Here is a 16917-nt window from a genome sequence, read left to right as displayed (position 1 = left end):
TATTCTCAAAGGTTATGAGAACCTGAATCAAATTCAGGTTGATGAAAATTTGTCAATTTTAAGAACCACATAAAATACTCATATGAAATTATTAAAATTATTTTCAATACTAATATTAGGAATACTATTATTTCCTTCAAACATAAATGCACAAAAGAGCGGAGTCGAAGGGAAGCCAAACCTAATAGTTATTCATACTGATGAGCACAACTTTAGAACATTAGGTTGTTACCGAGATCAATTAACAGAAGACCAAGCATTTGTTTGGGGAAAAGGTGTTGAAGTTAAAACACCAAATATTGACAGAATTGCGAATGAAGGTGCTATTTGTAATAATTATTATGCTTCATCACCAGTTTGTACGCCATCAAGAGCATCGTTAGTTTCAGGTAATTATCCTATTGAAACTGCTTCATACAGAAATGATATACCTATGAAAGATGAGGTAATTACTTTTGCTGAAGTTTTAAGAAAAGATGGTTATGCAACTTCATATTTAGGGAAATGGCATTTAGATGGTAAAGCAAAACCTGGATTTGCTCCTAAAAGAAAATTTGGTTTTACAGATAATAAATATATGTTTAACCGTGGACACTGGAAAGGTTTAGAAGATGACGAAAATGGGAACCCAAAACTTGCAGGGAAATACAATCCTAAAAATGAAAGACAAACAATTAACGTTAAAAATACAACTGCAGAAGACTTTACAACAGATTATTTGGTAACAAAAACACTAGAGGTTTTAGAACGTGATAAAAATAAACCTTTTTGTTTAATGGTTTCTATTCCCGATCCGCATACTCCAAATACAGTTCGTCCTCCTTATGATACTATGTATTCAAATTTACATTTTGAAAAGCCTAAAACGTTAAAAACTCCACTAGAAGAAATGCCAAAATGGGCAGGAGCTAAAGGAAAAAATTTAGTAAATGAACTGGAGCAAGATAAAATGCAGCGTTACTTTGGTATGGTAAAATGCATTGATGACAATGTTGGAAGAATTTTAGATTTTTTAGATGAAAATAATTTAACAGATAATACAATTGTGGTTTTCACTTCAGATCACGGAGATTTAATGGGAGAACACCACAAGCACAACAAAGGAAATCCATATGAAGCTTCAGCAAAAATTCCTTTTGTATTGCGTTATCCAAACAAAGTAAATGCAGGAAAAGTAATTAAAAAAGCATACACAACTATAGATTTTGCTCCAACTATTTTAGGATTAATGGATGCTTCACAAATTAAAAATGTTGATGGTTTGGATGCTTCTACAGATTTTACTTCAACAAAAAAAGAAATTGTTGATGATAGAATTACGTATATGACTTCATCTCATCAAAATTGGATTGCTTCCTTAAATAACAGATACAAATTGGTTTTATCTGCTGAAGACAAACCTTGGTTAATAGATTTAGAGAAAAATCCGGATGAGGATATTAATTTCTATAACAACCCTAAATACAAGAAAATTGCAACTAAAATGCAAGCTGAATTGTTAAAGCAAGCAAAAAAATACAACGACCCAATATTTTCGATAAAGAAAAAAGATTTGATTTATAAATAAGAGATTTAAAGATGAACCATTTATTCAAAATAGTATTTGCTGTTTTTTCAATAACACTTTTGAATACAGCTGTTAATGCACAGAAGAAACCAAACATAATTGTTGTTTTTGCTGATGATATTAGCGCAAGAGAATTGCCAATTTACAATTCTTCGCAGTGGAGTATTCCACCTCAAGGAGGAAATACCACAGATCCAAAGTATAGAGCTGAAACTCCAGTAATGGATAAGTTAGCTAACGAAGGTGTTTATATAAAATCGGCTTGGGGAGCAACAATTTGTTCACCAAGTAGAGCAATGATGATGACTGGTAGATATGCCCATATACATAAATGGTGGCATTTAAAAGACAGAGGTACATTCATTAATAAAAAAGGTAAAAAAGTACATACATATCCGTTGTACGAAAGTTCACCACATACCATTGGTCATATTGCAAAAGCTGGTGGTTATGCAACGTATTGGGCAGGAAAAACACAAATTGATGGTGTAGATAAATTTGGTTTTGATGAAGGCTGTTTTACACCTGGAATTAATGATAAAAAGAATCCTTATTCCGATTTTAAAATTCTTCAAACAAAAGTGAACGGTAAAAGAGCGCTGATAAATACCGATACAGGTGTTCAGGTAGAATATTACCAACAATTTGGTTGGTATTGGAAACCTCATGTAGAATTAATGAATCATCCAAGTTCTAAAAATAAATTTCAATATTGGCCAAATACTCCAGAGTCTAAAGCTTCTTACGGTTTAAATACCTTTGGACCTGATGTTGAGCTAGATTTTATTCTTGATTTTATGGAGCGTAAACATAAAGAAGACAAACCATTTTTTGTGTATCATACTACACATTTAGGTCACGATGGCTGGGACTTTTTTAGCAGTGATATCAATAAAAAAACAAGACAAAAATGGCCAGGAACACCAATAGTTAAATGGGAAAATGGGAAATATACTCGAACTGAACCAAATGTTACTGGAGATAAAGGTAACTACAATACTCACGGAACTGTTACTGAAGGCGGTATTCACAATCACGTAAAATATTTAGATTATCAATTATGGCAGTATGTTGAAAAACTGAAAGAATTGGGAATTGAAGACAATACCATTTTGGTTTTTTGTGCAGATAATGGAACAAGTGGTTATGGAAAAGGTAGTGTAAAAGTGCAACAAGGACCACACATTCCAATGATTATTTATGCGCCTGGTTTAAATATGACTAAAAAAGGAGCGCAAGATGTATTAGCAGATGTTTCTGATATTTTACCAACTATTGCTGAAGTTGCAGGTGTAAAAGTTCCTGATAATTATGAATTGAATGGAAAAAGTTTAATTCCGTTTTTAACTACAAATCAAACTGAACACCGCGAATATATTTATACATACCATATGGAAAAGCAATTAATAAGAAGTAAAAATGTATTAATTGATGGAAATGGTAAAACTTATAATGTATCTGAATATCCAGAAAATTTAATCAGTTTTCCAGTTATTAAAAATTTAGAGAACGGAACTAAAGAACAAAAGAAGGAATATAAAATGTTGAAATCAATTTTACCAAAATTTGATTTACACGCTACAGAACACGATGCTCCAATCAATGGAATTGGAGAAATTTCACCTTTAAAAGTTATAAAATAATTACAATGAAGAAATTTATATTTTCTATAGTTATTCTAGTATTGAGTTTAAATCTTAATGCTCAATTCAATAAAAGCTATTTTAAAAAATTAAACTCCAAAAGAGTTGAATCTACAGATTTAGTTGAGTGGAGACAAGTTGGGCCAGGAATGTCTGGTTATTGCGAAGAATTTTGGTGTCATCCAACAGATAAAAATGTGATAATGATGTCTCCAGATATGTTCAACACTTACGGATCGTGGGATGCAGGTAAAACCTGGAAAACGTTAAAAGATGCAGATGGAGATGGAAGAGATTTAGCAAGAGTTAGAAAATTTATGTTTTCATATCAAAATGCGGCTTTTGGATTTGCTATTACAGGTGGAGGAAAATTATATAAAACATTAGATACAGGTAGAAGTTGGAAAGAAGTAAATGCCTTTAAAGGCCGTCATTCTGAAATTACTGTTGATCCTTCAAACGATAAAAACTGGTATATAGGTCCTGGAGATTTTTGGAATGTAAAAAAGAGTTGGAGACATTTAAAAGGTCAAGCCGGAAAAGTAAATAAAAATGCCATTTATAGAAGCACAGATAGCGGTAAAACTTGGCAGAAATTTAAAGTAGGAAATTCTGAAAAAATTGATGTTGGTAGAATAGTTGTTGATCCAAATAATTCAAAAATAATAATTACAATTACAAACGAAGGTGTTTTTAGAAGTGAAGACAAAGGGAAAACTTGGAAATCTAGTGCAAAAGGATTAGATGTAAATAGACCACGTGATTTAGATTTTTATTTTAGCAAAAACACAAAAGAATTCATTCTGTATTTAGTTGATCAAACTGCTTTTGAAGCAAAAGGAAAATCAATTTCAACAAAAGGAGGTGTTTATACAAGTACAGACAGCGGTAAAACTTGGCAAAATATTACAGGGAATTTACCTGTAGATTTAACAAAAATTTCAAGTAAAGCCTTATTAAATAGGTATTGGAAATCGTTGGCGTATTGGTTTCAAACAAGTGTAAAATCTATTAAAGTGAAGTATCCAGAATTACCTACGGAAGTTTTAGATATTTGGCATAGAATTCAGGTAAATCCAACAAACAAAAATGAAATTTATCTATCGCATAATACTAAACACGATAAGGCTTTTTTAACTGGTGATGCTTGGAAATCTAACGATGGAGGAAAAACTTGGAAAGCAGTTGCAAGAACTGGAAAATATTGGGTAAACCAAACAGATAAAGCATATTGGAAATCGAGAAATAATCCAACAAATACCAATACATCTTTTGCGCATTTACAAGGAGATATGGACCGAAGAGAAGATGTTTGGGGAAATCGTTTTTTAGAATTAAGTGTTGATGGAACTGCATACATTTGTTTAGATCAACAAGTTTTAAAATCTACAAACGGTGGCGAAACTTGGATACAAATAGATGATAATGAAACTGCTCCAGGAAGTAAGCATTGGGTAGGCCGTGGAGGAAGTAATTTACCTGGCCGAAATATGTTATTAGAAACTGGAAAAAAAGATAGATATTTATTAGGAAGCGGAGAACACGGTTTATGGCAAACTGCACCATTAGGTAATTATCCTGATAAAATGGAGGTTGCTGTTGAGCAAATTGAAGGACAAGTTTATCACGGAGGAGCACATTCGCCTGGACCAATGGCTGTGCATCCAAACGATCCAAATACTATTTATTTTATTGCCTATCGTCAAAGTCATAGAGGTAAAGTTCGTAGGTCAACTGATGGAGGAAAAACTTGGGAAAACATTTCAACAATATTTGCAGCAGATACGCCTTCTCACGAACGTTTGGTTTTTCTAAACTCTTTAATTATCGATCCAAAAAATCCTGATAATATGTATTTCTGTGCTACCAGAAATCCAATTTCACAAGTAGCAGGTCCAAAAGCAAAAGAATTATCAAAAGGAGATTACGGTTTTTATCGCTCATTTGATGGCGGATATACTTGGGAATTAAGTGTAAAAGGTTTTCATAAGGATGCAAGTATTAGAAGAGTTGTTATGGATCCAAAAAATCCTGAAACTTTATATGCTGCGGTAAACGATGATAACGGTGGATTATTTAAATCAACTGACAAAGGAGGAACTTGGAATGAAGTTGAAATTCCTTCAGAAATAAAAAATGTGAACAATATTTTTATAGATAGAAACACCCAAGAAATGTATTTATCTTCTGGAAATGAACGTGCTACTGATGAAGGAAGTGGTGTTTGGAGAAGTAAAAACAATGGTAAAACCTGGAATAAGATTTTTGATTTACCATACATATGGCAGTGTGAAACTTCACCAGTAAATTCTAATATTATTATGGTAAGTGCTCCTTTGGCTTTTAGAACAAAAAATGCAAATGCAAAACTAAATTCGGGAGTTTATGTTTCAATGGATGCAGGAAAAACTTGGAATAAAATCAACAGAGGTTTAGGGCAACACGATAGAATTGTAGATTTAAAACCTGATCCATACAGAGATGACGTTTTTTGGGCTTCACAAAAAGGAAGTGGTTGGGCAATTGGTTATTTAAAAGGTACAACAAAAGGTTGGTCTAAAAATTAAAATATTTTAAAAATGAAATCATTATTTACATTCATAATCTGTTTAATAGCTCTAACTGTAACAGGTCAAAATAAATACAATTTTGACACTACTAAAACTGAAGAATTAAGAGTCCGAGATGGCTTACCAAATTTTTTTAAAAAATTGAAAGAAGGTAAAAATGTAACTATCGGGTACATTGGTGGAAGTATTACAAATGGAGGTTTATGGAGAGCAAAATCGTTAGAATGGTTTAAAAGTGAATATCCAAAAGCTACTATTTCGCAAGTTAATGCCGCAATTGGTGGTACTGGACCTGATTATGGCGCTTGTAGAATTCAAAATCATTTATTACAACACAATCCTGATATGGTTTTTATTGAATATCGTGTAAATAATGGTGGAGTTTATCAAGGAAGAGCTTTTGAAGGTTTAATTTCTCAAATTTGGAAACATAATCCAACTACTGAAATATGTATTGTTTATACTATTGCTCAATGGATGAAGAATGATATTCAAAAAGGAAAACAAACAAGTGCTGGTATTTGGATGGAACCAGTTGCAAATCACTACGGAATTACTTCTATAGAGTTTGGATTGGAAGTTATGAAGCAGTTAAAAGCTGGTAAATTAGTGTTCAAAAAAGGAGATAGCCCAGCTGACGGGAAAATAATTTTTAGTAAAGATGGTGTGCACCCAATTGAGGCAGGACATGATATTTATAGAGATGTTTTGGTGAGGTCTTTGAAATCTATTGAAAATTATGGAGTTGTTGGAGTTAATAAAATTCCATCACCAACTAGAGAAAATGTATTTTCAAATGCAAAAATGGTTCCAGTTACAGAAGCTAAATTTAGCACAAACTGGGAAAGTGTAGATTTAAGTGGTGAGGTAGACATTAATGATGATTTAACTGATAAAAATAATGGAGCTAAAACATTGTACAATAAAGCTTTTCAAACTTCAAAAGTTGGAGCGAGTTTTACATTTAAATGGGAAGGTTTTTTACTAGGATTAACAACCTTGTTAGACAAAAAAGGAGCAATTCAAATTGAAGTTACAACAGATGGAGGTGCTCCAAAAATAGTTGATTTAAAATCGAGAAAAGGCTCGCCAAGACCTAAATATTTCTTTTTAAACGAGCTTAAAGATGGTTCACATATTACAACAATAAAGGTGGTTAAACTAGAGCCAGAAAAAGTATTTCAAGTAGGACAGTTTTTGGTAGTAGATAATTAAAAAAGTGTTATGAATAAAATCAATTATAAATTTTTAATTGTAGCCTTATTAATTTCATTAAGTGCTTCATTTTTAAATGCTCAAACCAAATTAGCCTCCATTTTTAAGAATCATGTGGTATTACAACGTAATGCTGAAGTAGCTATTTGGGGGAAAGATACACCAAATAAAAATATTCAGATAAAAGCAGGCTGGGGAATTGATGCCAAAACAAAAACAAATTCTAATGGCGATTGGAAAACTACTATTAAAACAACTAAAGCTGGAGGTCCATATACAATTGAAATTATTGGTTCAAAAAAAATAGTTTTAAATGATGTGTTATTAGGCGAAGTTTGGCTATGTGGAGGCCAATCTAATATGGCAATGAAACTGGAAGGTAATATTGGTCAGCATATAGAAGGAAGTAACAAGGAGATTTTAAATAGTACAAATTCAAATATTCGTTTTTTTACAGTTTCTAAAACAGTTAGTAATGTACCTTTAGATAATTGTAAAGGACTATGGGAAATATCAAATCCTAAAACTGCAGCTGAATTTAGTGCTGTTGGTTATTTCTTTGGAAAAATGATTCAAGAAAATTTAGGTGTTCCAGTTGGTTTAATTTCAAGTAATGTTGGTGGAACTCCAGTACAAGCTTGGACTTCAAAAGATGTTTTAGATGCTGATTTTCCTGAATTTAAGAAAATACCTAAAACCACAGGTGAAACTAAAAAGCCTTCTGTGTTATTTAACGGAATGATAAATCCTTTAATTCCTTTTACAATTAAAGGTGCTATTTGGTATCAAGGTGAAGGAAATAGATGGAATCCAGAACAATATTCAAGATTATTTCCCGCAATGATTACTGATTGGAGAACTAAATGGAATCAAGGTGATTTTCCGTTTTATTTTGTGCAGTTAGCTCCATATGGAAATAAAAATCTTGAAGGTTGGGTTGGTATTCAGCAAGCACAATTAAAAACTATGCTAACGGTTCCAAATACTGGAATGGCAGTAATTAATGATATAGGTTATAAAACCAGAATTCATCCTCCAAAAAAGAGGGAAGTTGGTGAACGTTTAGCTTTATGGGCTTTAAAAAAGGATTACAATATTGAAGGAATTACTCATTCTGGCCCAGTATTTAAATCTATTAAAATAGAGAATGATAAAGCATTTATAAGTTTTAATGAAGCTCCTCTTGGGCTAGCAAGTTTTGGGAAACCTTTAACCAATTTTGAAATTGCAGGAGATGATGGAGTTTTTCATCTAGCAGAAGCAAAAATTGTAGAAAAAGGAAAAATTCTACAAGTTTGGAGCAACAAAGTCTCTAATCCCAAAAATGTTAGATATGGCTGGACTAGTTATATAGAAGGTAGTTTATTTAATACAGCAGGTTTACCAGCTTCAGCATTTTCAACAGAAAGTTGGGAAGAAATATTTAAAAAGTAGTATAAAAAACATACGGTTTACATATTAAAACATTTCACTTCTTATAAAAGAAAAAAATAAAATAGTTTTACAATGAAACTATTAAAAACAACTTTGTTTTTAAAATATTTTTTAATAAAAAATGACTGTAAGAAAAATTTTCATAGTACTTCTTTTTTTAAATGTTGTAGGTTCAATTTTGAACGATATTTATGCACAAGAAATTCATGTGTATTCAACGGAAATCCCTTGGGTACAGGGTTCAATAACAGAAGATATTGATAAAATATATTCGATAAGTGAAGCAATAAATCAAGCTTCAAGTGGAGATGTAATTATTGTTCACGAAGGAGTTTACAGAGAAAAAGTAATTGTAAACAAAGACAATATTACACTTCAAAATTACAATGGAGAGTATGTTTTGGTTACGGGAGCTGAAAAAGTAACTGGCACTTGGAGTGATGCTACAGGAATGACTTCGGGAGTGAAAGTTGTAGATATTTCAGGTTTTAATATAGAAACTGATTACAGTCAGTTATTTGCCAATGGAAATATTCAAAAATTAGGTCGTCATCCAAATAGAACTATTGAGGATATGATGGAAGTAATTCATTCCGATGGAGGATATGCGCCATTAATCAATGGTTCTAAACCTTCTGGTGCTAACGCAACTGGACAAATTATATTTGAACAAACTACAATTCCGAGTGTTGATTTAACTGGTGGAATTGTTAGAGCAATGACAGGTAAAATGCGTAATTATGTGTATGGTGATATAGTTTCTAACTCTGGAAATACCGTTTCTTTTAAAGCAATTAATAATAATACCGATTGGATAAAAGATGATGAAATAGCTTCAACAAGATTTAAGTTTAGCTGGGGTTATGTGTTGCATAAAAATTTGGTTGACACTCCAGGAGAATGGTTTATAGAAAACAATAAATTGTACTATTTCCCTTCAAACGGTGGAAATATAAATGATTATAGAATTGAATTACAAGCCAGAGAAAAAGTATTAGTACTTAATAATACGGATGGAATTAAAATTACTGGTATCAACTTTGTTGCTGGAAATGTAGATTTTCAAGATGCTAACAATGCTGTAATTGATGGCTGTACATTTAGATATTTGCATCCATTTTGGACTCCTAATGGTTATGGACAAAATGATACGGACCCGAAAGGAATTTATTTAGAAGACAGCTCAAATAACACTTTTAAAGATACTTATATTGGACACAGTTGGGGTAATATGGTTGCATTGCGAAGTGGTGCAAATAACTCGTTTGAAAACTGTACAATTGAAGATTTTGGATGGGTAGGTGTGTTTACTTCCGGAATACATATTAATAAGTCTGATAATACAAATATTAACAATTGCACATTTGGAGATGCCGGTAGATTCCAAATTCGTTTAGATGGTGATGATGCTAAAGTGAATATTTTGGATTCTGATTTTTATGGTGCCATGAAAATGGGTGAAGATGCTGGTCCAATTGAAGCTACAAGTACAGGTAAAATAGAATCTTTAGATCTAAAGGGAGGAGTTATTGCATACAATAAAATTCACGATGTAACAGGAATTCCGGTTTCAGACGGAAGTTATAACAAGCAAAAAATTACTGCTTTTTATATGGAAGATACTGAAAATTATACAGCACATCACAACTTGATTTATAACATAAGAGCTAATAACTATAATGGGGATGTGGAAATAGTAGAACACGGAGAATTCTTGTATTTGGGACCGAGATATAACCCAATGGACAATCCTGTAAATTATTATAATAACACCATTTGGAATTACGATGCTTGCATAAGTATTTGGAATATTGAAATTGATAACTGGGAAGAATTGGGGTTAGATTTTGATTCAGGACGAATGACTGACGGACATTTTGCCAACAATATTTTTATGTCTGATTCTGATTTTAAATTGAGTTATGTGCGTCAACAACTTTCTAGTACTGGAGGAAATTTAGGCTATGTAACGCTTAATCCGAGTCCAAGTTTAGAAACAACCGATTGGGATGCCTACACAACGCATTGTGCAAACTATAATTATCACTTCAATCCTGAAAATAATGTATTTATTAATCCAACAGAACAAAATTCAAATTTTGCGGATGTTGCAAATGGAAATTTCAGTTTAAATAGCTCTTCTTTAGCAGTTGGAGCTGGAGTTGAAATACCAGGAATCACAAGCTCAATAACTCCAGATTGTGGTGCTTTAGAAGGAGGGAACAGAGTTTTAAATGCTGGAGCAAATTTAACGTTACCTGAATTTTTAGAGAAAGAATTTTCAGTATTGAATGCAAAATTTTCTATTGCAGTTACTTCTGAAACGTGTCCAAATGAAGACAACGGAACACTAACAATTATACCAAATATTGAAGCTAATTATCAAGTAAGTTTTAATGGAGATAATCATGAATTTACAGATGAAATTTCTTTTCAAGATATAAAACCAGACACGTATCAAATTTGTATCAAAATTATAGGAGAAACTGAAGAACAGTGTTTTGAATTTAAAGTAGCTTCAGCAGATGAATTAGCCTCAAAAACAAACTTATCAGGTAAACAACTTCAAGTAAATATTACCGCAGGAACAGCACCTTTTAGTGTTTCAGTAAATAATATTCTGGTAATGGAAACAAAATCTTCTAAATTCAATATTGAAATAAATCAAGGAGATGTTATAAAAATAAAAACAGCTAAACAATGTGAAGGAGAGTTATTTAAAACCATAGATTTTTATGGGGAAATTAACCCAACTCCAAATCCAACAACAGGAGAATTTAGAATTACATTACCTATAACTGAAGGAAACATTCCTATTGAAATTTACAATGTTCAAGGGCAATTAATTTCTTCAGAAGTATATACTGTAAATTCAGGAGTAGTTCAGTTGAATTTAAATGATAAACCAGTTGGTGTTTATTTTGCCAAAATCAAAACCGACAAACCAATAAACTTTAAAATTGTTAAAAAATAAACAAATTATGAAGCCTTACAATTTACTTATCACATCAATAATGTTGCTATTCAGTATGTGCTTATTTGCACAAAATGGAAAATTTGGACCACCAGAACCACCAACAGGGAAAAGATGGGTTATGAATCCTGATTTTTCTGATGAGTTCAACGGCACTGAATTAGATGCAACAAAATGGTACGATTATCATCCAAATTGGAAAGGTAGAGAACCTGGAATATTTTTGCCATCACAAGTTTCAGTAAAAGATGGTTATTTACAAATTAAAGGTGAAAAGCTAAAAAAAGACACTATTGTAAAAGCGTATGGCCGTGAACTTACATTTAACATTGCTGGAGGTGCTGTAGTATCTAAAAAATCTACTTTTCTTGGCTATTATGAATGTCGTGTAAAAGCAGCTGCAACAACTATGTCTACAACGTTTTGGTTTTCAACTAACGGAGCTGCTGAAGGTCCAAATGGTTGTGATAAATATGGTCAGGAATGGGATATTCAAGAATGTATTGGTAGAACTGGAGATTTTGCAGGTAATTTTTTCGCGAGCGGAATGAACTCAAATGGCCATTTTTGGTATAACGACTGTGATAAAAAAAGACACGATTTAAAAGCAGCAAGTGTTGAATTTAAGAATGAAGAATTAGCCTCAAAAGATTTTAATGTTTATGGTGGTTGGTGGCGTAATGAAAATAACGCAAGCTATTATTACAATAATAGAAAACCTAAACATATTAAATTTTACGATAAAATTGTAGACAAACCATTTAGCGAACCTATGTTTATGCGTTTGGTTTCAGAAACCTATCCTTTTCCTTGGATTGAATTACCAACAGATGAAGAGTTAGCAGATCCTACAAAAAACACTGTTTATTACGATTGGGTGAGAGGTTATAAATTGGTCGATGTTTTAGATGATAGCATTAATCAAGATTATGAAAAAGGTTTAAAATTGTATAATGAAAGCGTTCTTTTTTCAGAAGCAGAAATTGAATTGGAAGTTTCAAAAAATAATAAGATACTAATTCCTTTGAGTTTTAAAGCCAATCAAAAAAGAACTATCTACATAAAAGTCTCTGAAACTACCGATAGAACTAAAGTAAAATGGGACAAAAAAGTAGCTGAACAAACTATTAATATTTCTCCTGGGTATGGAAATATGAAAGTAGCATTTAAACTAGATAAAGAGCTTTCAAAATCTTCAACCTATAAAGTTGAAGCAATTATTAGAGATGTTAATGGAACAAACAAAACAAGAGAAGCTTTAGATGTAAGTTCAATGTTTTTTACTCTTAAAAAATGATTAAAAAATGCAAAAAATAATTTGTTTAAGTATATTTCTATTACTGACTACTATAGGAAATTCACAAATAAAATATGAAGAGGTAATTGATGAGTTACCAGTCCGTGAAACTAAATACAAAATTAGAGTTCCAGAAAATTGGAATGGAACTTTATTAAACGATTTAGATTATTTCAAAAATGCTGATTCAGAAAGAAATTTACTTTTTTTAGAAAAAGGCTATGCTTTATCTGGAACTGTAAGACGAACGGATAGATATCAAAAATATGATCCAGCACATGAAGCACACGATTTTATTTCAATATTTGATGTTTTCGAGAGTAAGTTTGGAAAGCCCAAAAGAATTATTCAATTAGGCTGTTCAGGTGGAGGTACGGTTACTTTAAGTATGGCAGAAGTACATTCAAGTAGAATTGATGGAGCCATTGCGGCTTGTGCTGCTACAAGCCAATGGATGTCTAATACCTATTTGGATGCTATGTTCGTTTTAAAATCGTTGATAGCTCCAGAATTAAAAATTATAAATTTTGGTTCATTAAATAATGAAGATTTAAAAAAGCTTCAAACAGATTGGGAAAAAGCATTAACAGAAGCTCAAAAAACTCCTGAGGGTAAAGCTAGAATTGCCTTGGCAATAACAATTGGTCAATGGCCAGCGTGGGGAGGAAGAGGAAAAGCTCCTGTTGAACAACCAAACCCTAACAATATAACAGCATTACAAGAAAGTATGTTTCAAAGTGTAATGAGATTAATTCCATCACAAAGAACAAGAGGAACTTCTATGTTAGAGAATGCAGGAGAAGGACAATTACAAACCAATATTGGATTAGATTATAAAGAGCTTTATAACAATGGAAATGAAGCTTATAAAAAAGCAGTTAAAAAATTGTATAAAGAATCTGGTTTAAGTTTATCTAAAGATTTAAAAAAAATAAATGCATTCAAGCGAATTTCACCAGATGCTAAATCATTAAAGTATTGGAGCGCTCCAGGAAGAACTCACGTTGGAAAACCAAAGGTGCCTTTATTTAGAATTCATACAATTGGAGATGGTTTGGTTTACCCAACAATGGCTCAAGGGTATAGAGATTTAGTGAAGAAGAACGGTTATTCTAAACTTTTTAGAAGTGCTTTTATTAATAGTTGGGGGCACTGTACAATTAGCTCTACAGAATGGTTAGTGGCTGTTGAAACAATGATGGAACGATTAGATTCTGGTGTATGGCCAAGTACAACTCCACAAAATCTAAATAAAAAAGGAAAAAATTTAAATTCAAATGATAAAACCCGTTTTATAGAGTTTGAAGGTGTTAAAAAATATAACCGAGTGTGGATTCCTTCAATTAATAACTATTTAGGAAAGAATAATTAAGAATATACTATTATGAAAAAATCAATTTTAATTCTTTTAGTTTTTATAATAAACTTGTCTTTTGGGCAACAAAATGTATTAGACATTTCAAAAGAAAGGGCAGCTAAAAATAAAATTTGCTTTGCATTGTATACCGTTCACGAGAATACAATGAAAATGACTGCGCAGTTTTATCCAATTAAAAACTACGACCCATTTAGAGCAACGCTTCAAATTAATAACAATGGTAATTGGGAAGATGTGCAAGAAAGTGAAATTCAATATCCTGGATATACAGCACATTTCAGAATAGAAAATTGGGATGACACAAAAGAAAAGGAATACCGTGTTAAATATAAAAAAGCACAGTTTTACAAAGGAGTTATTCAGAAAAACCCAGTATATAAAGATGAAGTTGTAATGGCAGCATTTTCGTGTTGGTCAATTTATGAAAGACATGGTGGACAAGAACCGGAAACAGATATTGTAGATAATTTAAAAAAGTTAAAACCAGATGTACTATTTTTTGCTGGCGATCAAGTATATGATCATAGTGAGCATTATAAATATTGGTTAAAGTTTGGAGAATCTTTTGGAGATGTAATCAGAAATACACCAACCATTACAATACCAGATGATCATGATATTGGGCATGGAAACCTGTGGGGTGATGGAGGTAGAAAATCGGAAACTAGAGATGGTAATTATGGAGGTTATTACATGCCTGTCTCTTACCTTAAAGAAGTTGAAAGAGCACAAACTTGGCATTTGCCAGATCCTTATGATGCCACACCAATTGAACAAGGAATTGGTGTTTATTATACAGATTTAACTTGGGGAGGAATTAGTTTTGCAATTGTTGAAGATAGAAAATTTAAATCGGGACCTAGAAGAGTTTTAGATAAAAGAAGCTATAAAGATACTCGTGATATGGATGTGTTAGAAGCAACTTTATTGGGGAAACGTCAGCTAGATTTTTTAGAAGATTGGACAACTAATTGGAAAAATGCTGAAATGAAAGCGGTTTTATCTCAAACTATTTTCACCAATTTGGCAACACATTCACCAACTATAGATAAAAAACAACGTTACAGTGTAGATTCTAATGGATGGCCACAAGCAGGAAGAAATAAAGCTTTAAATGTAATTAGAAAAAGTTTTGCTTGTATGATTGCAGGAGATCAACATTTAGGTTCAGTTGTGCATCATGGTATTGAAGATTGGAACAATGCAGGTTATTCTTTCGCGGTGCCTGCAGCTGCAAATTATTGGATGCGTTGGTGGAATCCTAGTGAACCAGGAAAAAACCAAGTTAAAGGCGCACCATTTTATACAGGAGAGTATAAAGATGCTTTTCAAAATAAAATTACTGTACATGCTGTTGCCAATCCAACACATAAAGATAATAAGCCTAGAAAAGATTTATTAAAAGGAAGAGCTGCAGGTTATGGAATTATAAAATTCAATAAACCAAAAAGAGAAATTACTTATGAATGTTGGGAACGTAATGTAGATATGTTTGCTGAAGGTGCTAAACCTTATAAAGGTTGGCCAATTACTTTTTCTCAAACAGATAACTTTAAAATTAAAAATGGTTATCAATTACCTACTATAAAAATTTCAAAACCAAACCAAGTAGTTACGGTTAGAAATGAGTATACAAAAGAAGTTATTTCTTCATTAAGAATAAATGGCGAAAATTATCAGCCAACTGTAATGTATCCTGGTGTATACACAATTGAAATAGGAGAAGGTAAAAATCTACAACGTAATTTTGGAATTGAAGCTGTTAAAAAGAATAAGAAATATTTAAAAGTTTTACTTGAGTAAATAGTTGAGAAAATAAGTATTTCTGTTAGATTTTAGTTAAAAGAATATTAAGTTTACCTGGACTAATACTATAAAATGAAAGATATTATTAAAAAGTATGAGTTTAAGAGTAAGCTTAAACTTGAGTTTGAAATTCTAGATTTGTCAGAAATTTTTGAAACAAAAAAAGATATGATGACTCTTCCTCATAGAGCACAATTCTATCATATATTGTGGATTGAAGAAGGGAAAGGAACTCATTTTGTAGATTTTGAACCAATTACTATTGAAAATAATTCAATTATCTGTGTGCCTCATAACAGTGTAAATAAGTTTGATAAAGATGGTGTTTACAAAGGGAAAACTATACTATTTACAGATAGTTTCTTTTGTAAAAGTACGTACGATTCTCAATTTTTGCATTCAACCAGATTGTTTAGCGATTTGTATAGTGTAACCAAATTAAAAATAAGTCCAGAAGTTTCAGGTTTACAAGTAATTTTAAATGCAATGGAGACTGAATATATGAGAGCATCTGATAATACTCAATACCATATTCTTTACAATATGCTTCATGTTTTTTTATTGCAAATGGAACGAGAAATGAGAAATCAAGGTTTTGTAGAATTGAAACCAAGTATTAATTTAGACTATCTTTTTTCATTTAAAAACCTGCTAGAGAAAAACTTCAAAACAGAAAAATCTGTTAGTAATTATGCTTTGGAATTAGGCTTTTCAGCAAAACAATTAAATAAAGCTACCACAGCATTATTAGATAAAACTCCAAAACAAATTATTGATGAGCGTATTTTATTAGAAGCTAAACGTTTATTAGCTCACAGTAGCCAAAGTGTAAAAGAAATAGCTTACGAACTTGGTTATGACGAGCCTACAAATTTTATAAAATACTTTAGAAAACATACCAATTCTACACCTTCAGAATTTAGAGATCAATTTTAATAATTTTGATTAAAATTATTGTAAAAACTTATTTTAGTGTCTTAACTGTTTGATTTTCATTACGGTAAATGGGTTTTTGCTCAAATATATCATATAA

At 31.7% G+C, this 16917-nt stretch carries 10 protein-coding genes; all 10 read left to right on the top strand.

Going from position 1 to position 16917, the window contains the following annotated elements; genetic code table 11:
* The first annotated feature begins 82 nt into the window (after positions 1-82).
* The 10 genes from R3X25_RS11945 (at position 83) to R3X25_RS11900 (ending at position 16820) form a co-directional block, all read left to right on the top strand.
* Positions 83-1567, top strand: coding sequence for a sulfatase-like hydrolase/transferase (locus R3X25_RS11945; RefSeq protein WP_317675121.1), 1485 nt, complete (start codon positions 83-85; stop codon positions 1565-1567).
* Between the two features lie 11 nt (positions 1568-1578).
* Complete coding sequence (locus R3X25_RS11940) at positions 1579-3210, top strand: sulfatase-like hydrolase/transferase (RefSeq protein ID WP_317675120.1); 1632 nt, start codon at positions 1579-1581, stop codon at positions 3208-3210.
* 5 nt (positions 3211-3215) lie between these two features.
* Positions 3216-5777, top strand: coding sequence for a VPS10 domain-containing protein (locus R3X25_RS11935; RefSeq protein ID WP_317675119.1), 2562 nt, complete (start codon positions 3216-3218; stop codon positions 5775-5777).
* A gap of 12 nt (positions 5778-5789) precedes the next feature.
* Positions 5790-6995 carry an SGNH/GDSL hydrolase family protein gene (locus tag R3X25_RS11930; RefSeq protein ID WP_317675118.1) on the top strand — a complete coding sequence of 402 codons (1206 nt, stop codon included), beginning with the start codon at positions 5790-5792 and terminating at the stop codon, positions 6993-6995.
* A 9-nt stretch (positions 6996-7004) separates the two neighbouring features.
* A complete protein-coding gene (locus R3X25_RS11925; protein WP_317675116.1) occupies positions 7005-8429 on the top strand; it encodes a sialate O-acetylesterase in 1425 nt (474 codons plus the stop codon).
* Positions 8430-8550: 121 nt separating this feature from the next.
* Entirely contained in the window at positions 8551-11403 is a 2853-nt protein-coding gene (locus R3X25_RS11920; protein ID WP_317675115.1) for a right-handed parallel beta-helix repeat-containing protein, read from the top strand.
* A 7-nt stretch (positions 11404-11410) separates the two neighbouring features.
* On the top strand, positions 11411-12700 hold the full coding sequence (locus tag R3X25_RS11915) for a family 16 glycosylhydrolase (RefSeq protein ID WP_317675113.1): 1290 nt from the start codon (positions 11411-11413) through the stop codon (positions 12698-12700).
* A gap of 7 nt (positions 12701-12707) precedes the next feature.
* Positions 12708-14072, top strand: coding sequence for a hypothetical protein (locus R3X25_RS11910; RefSeq protein WP_317675112.1), 1365 nt, complete (start codon positions 12708-12710; stop codon positions 14070-14072).
* Between the two features lie 12 nt (positions 14073-14084).
* Positions 14085-15881: an alkaline phosphatase D family protein gene (locus R3X25_RS11905; RefSeq protein ID WP_317675110.1), complete on the top strand. Its 1797-nt coding sequence runs from the start codon at positions 14085-14087 to the stop codon at positions 15879-15881.
* A gap of 75 nt (positions 15882-15956) precedes the next feature.
* Positions 15957-16820 carry a helix-turn-helix transcriptional regulator gene (locus R3X25_RS11900; protein ID WP_317675108.1) on the top strand — a complete coding sequence of 288 codons (864 nt, stop codon included), beginning with the start codon at positions 15957-15959 and terminating at the stop codon, positions 16818-16820.
* Positions 16821-16917: the final 97 nt, after the last annotated feature.

Source organism: Lutibacter sp. TH_r2, from assembly GCF_033101135.1.
Lineage (GTDB): Bacteria > Bacteroidota > Bacteroidia > Flavobacteriales > Flavobacteriaceae > Lutibacter.
Note: the sequence above shows the minus strand (reverse complement) of the source record. Positions and strands in the feature narration are given on the sequence as shown.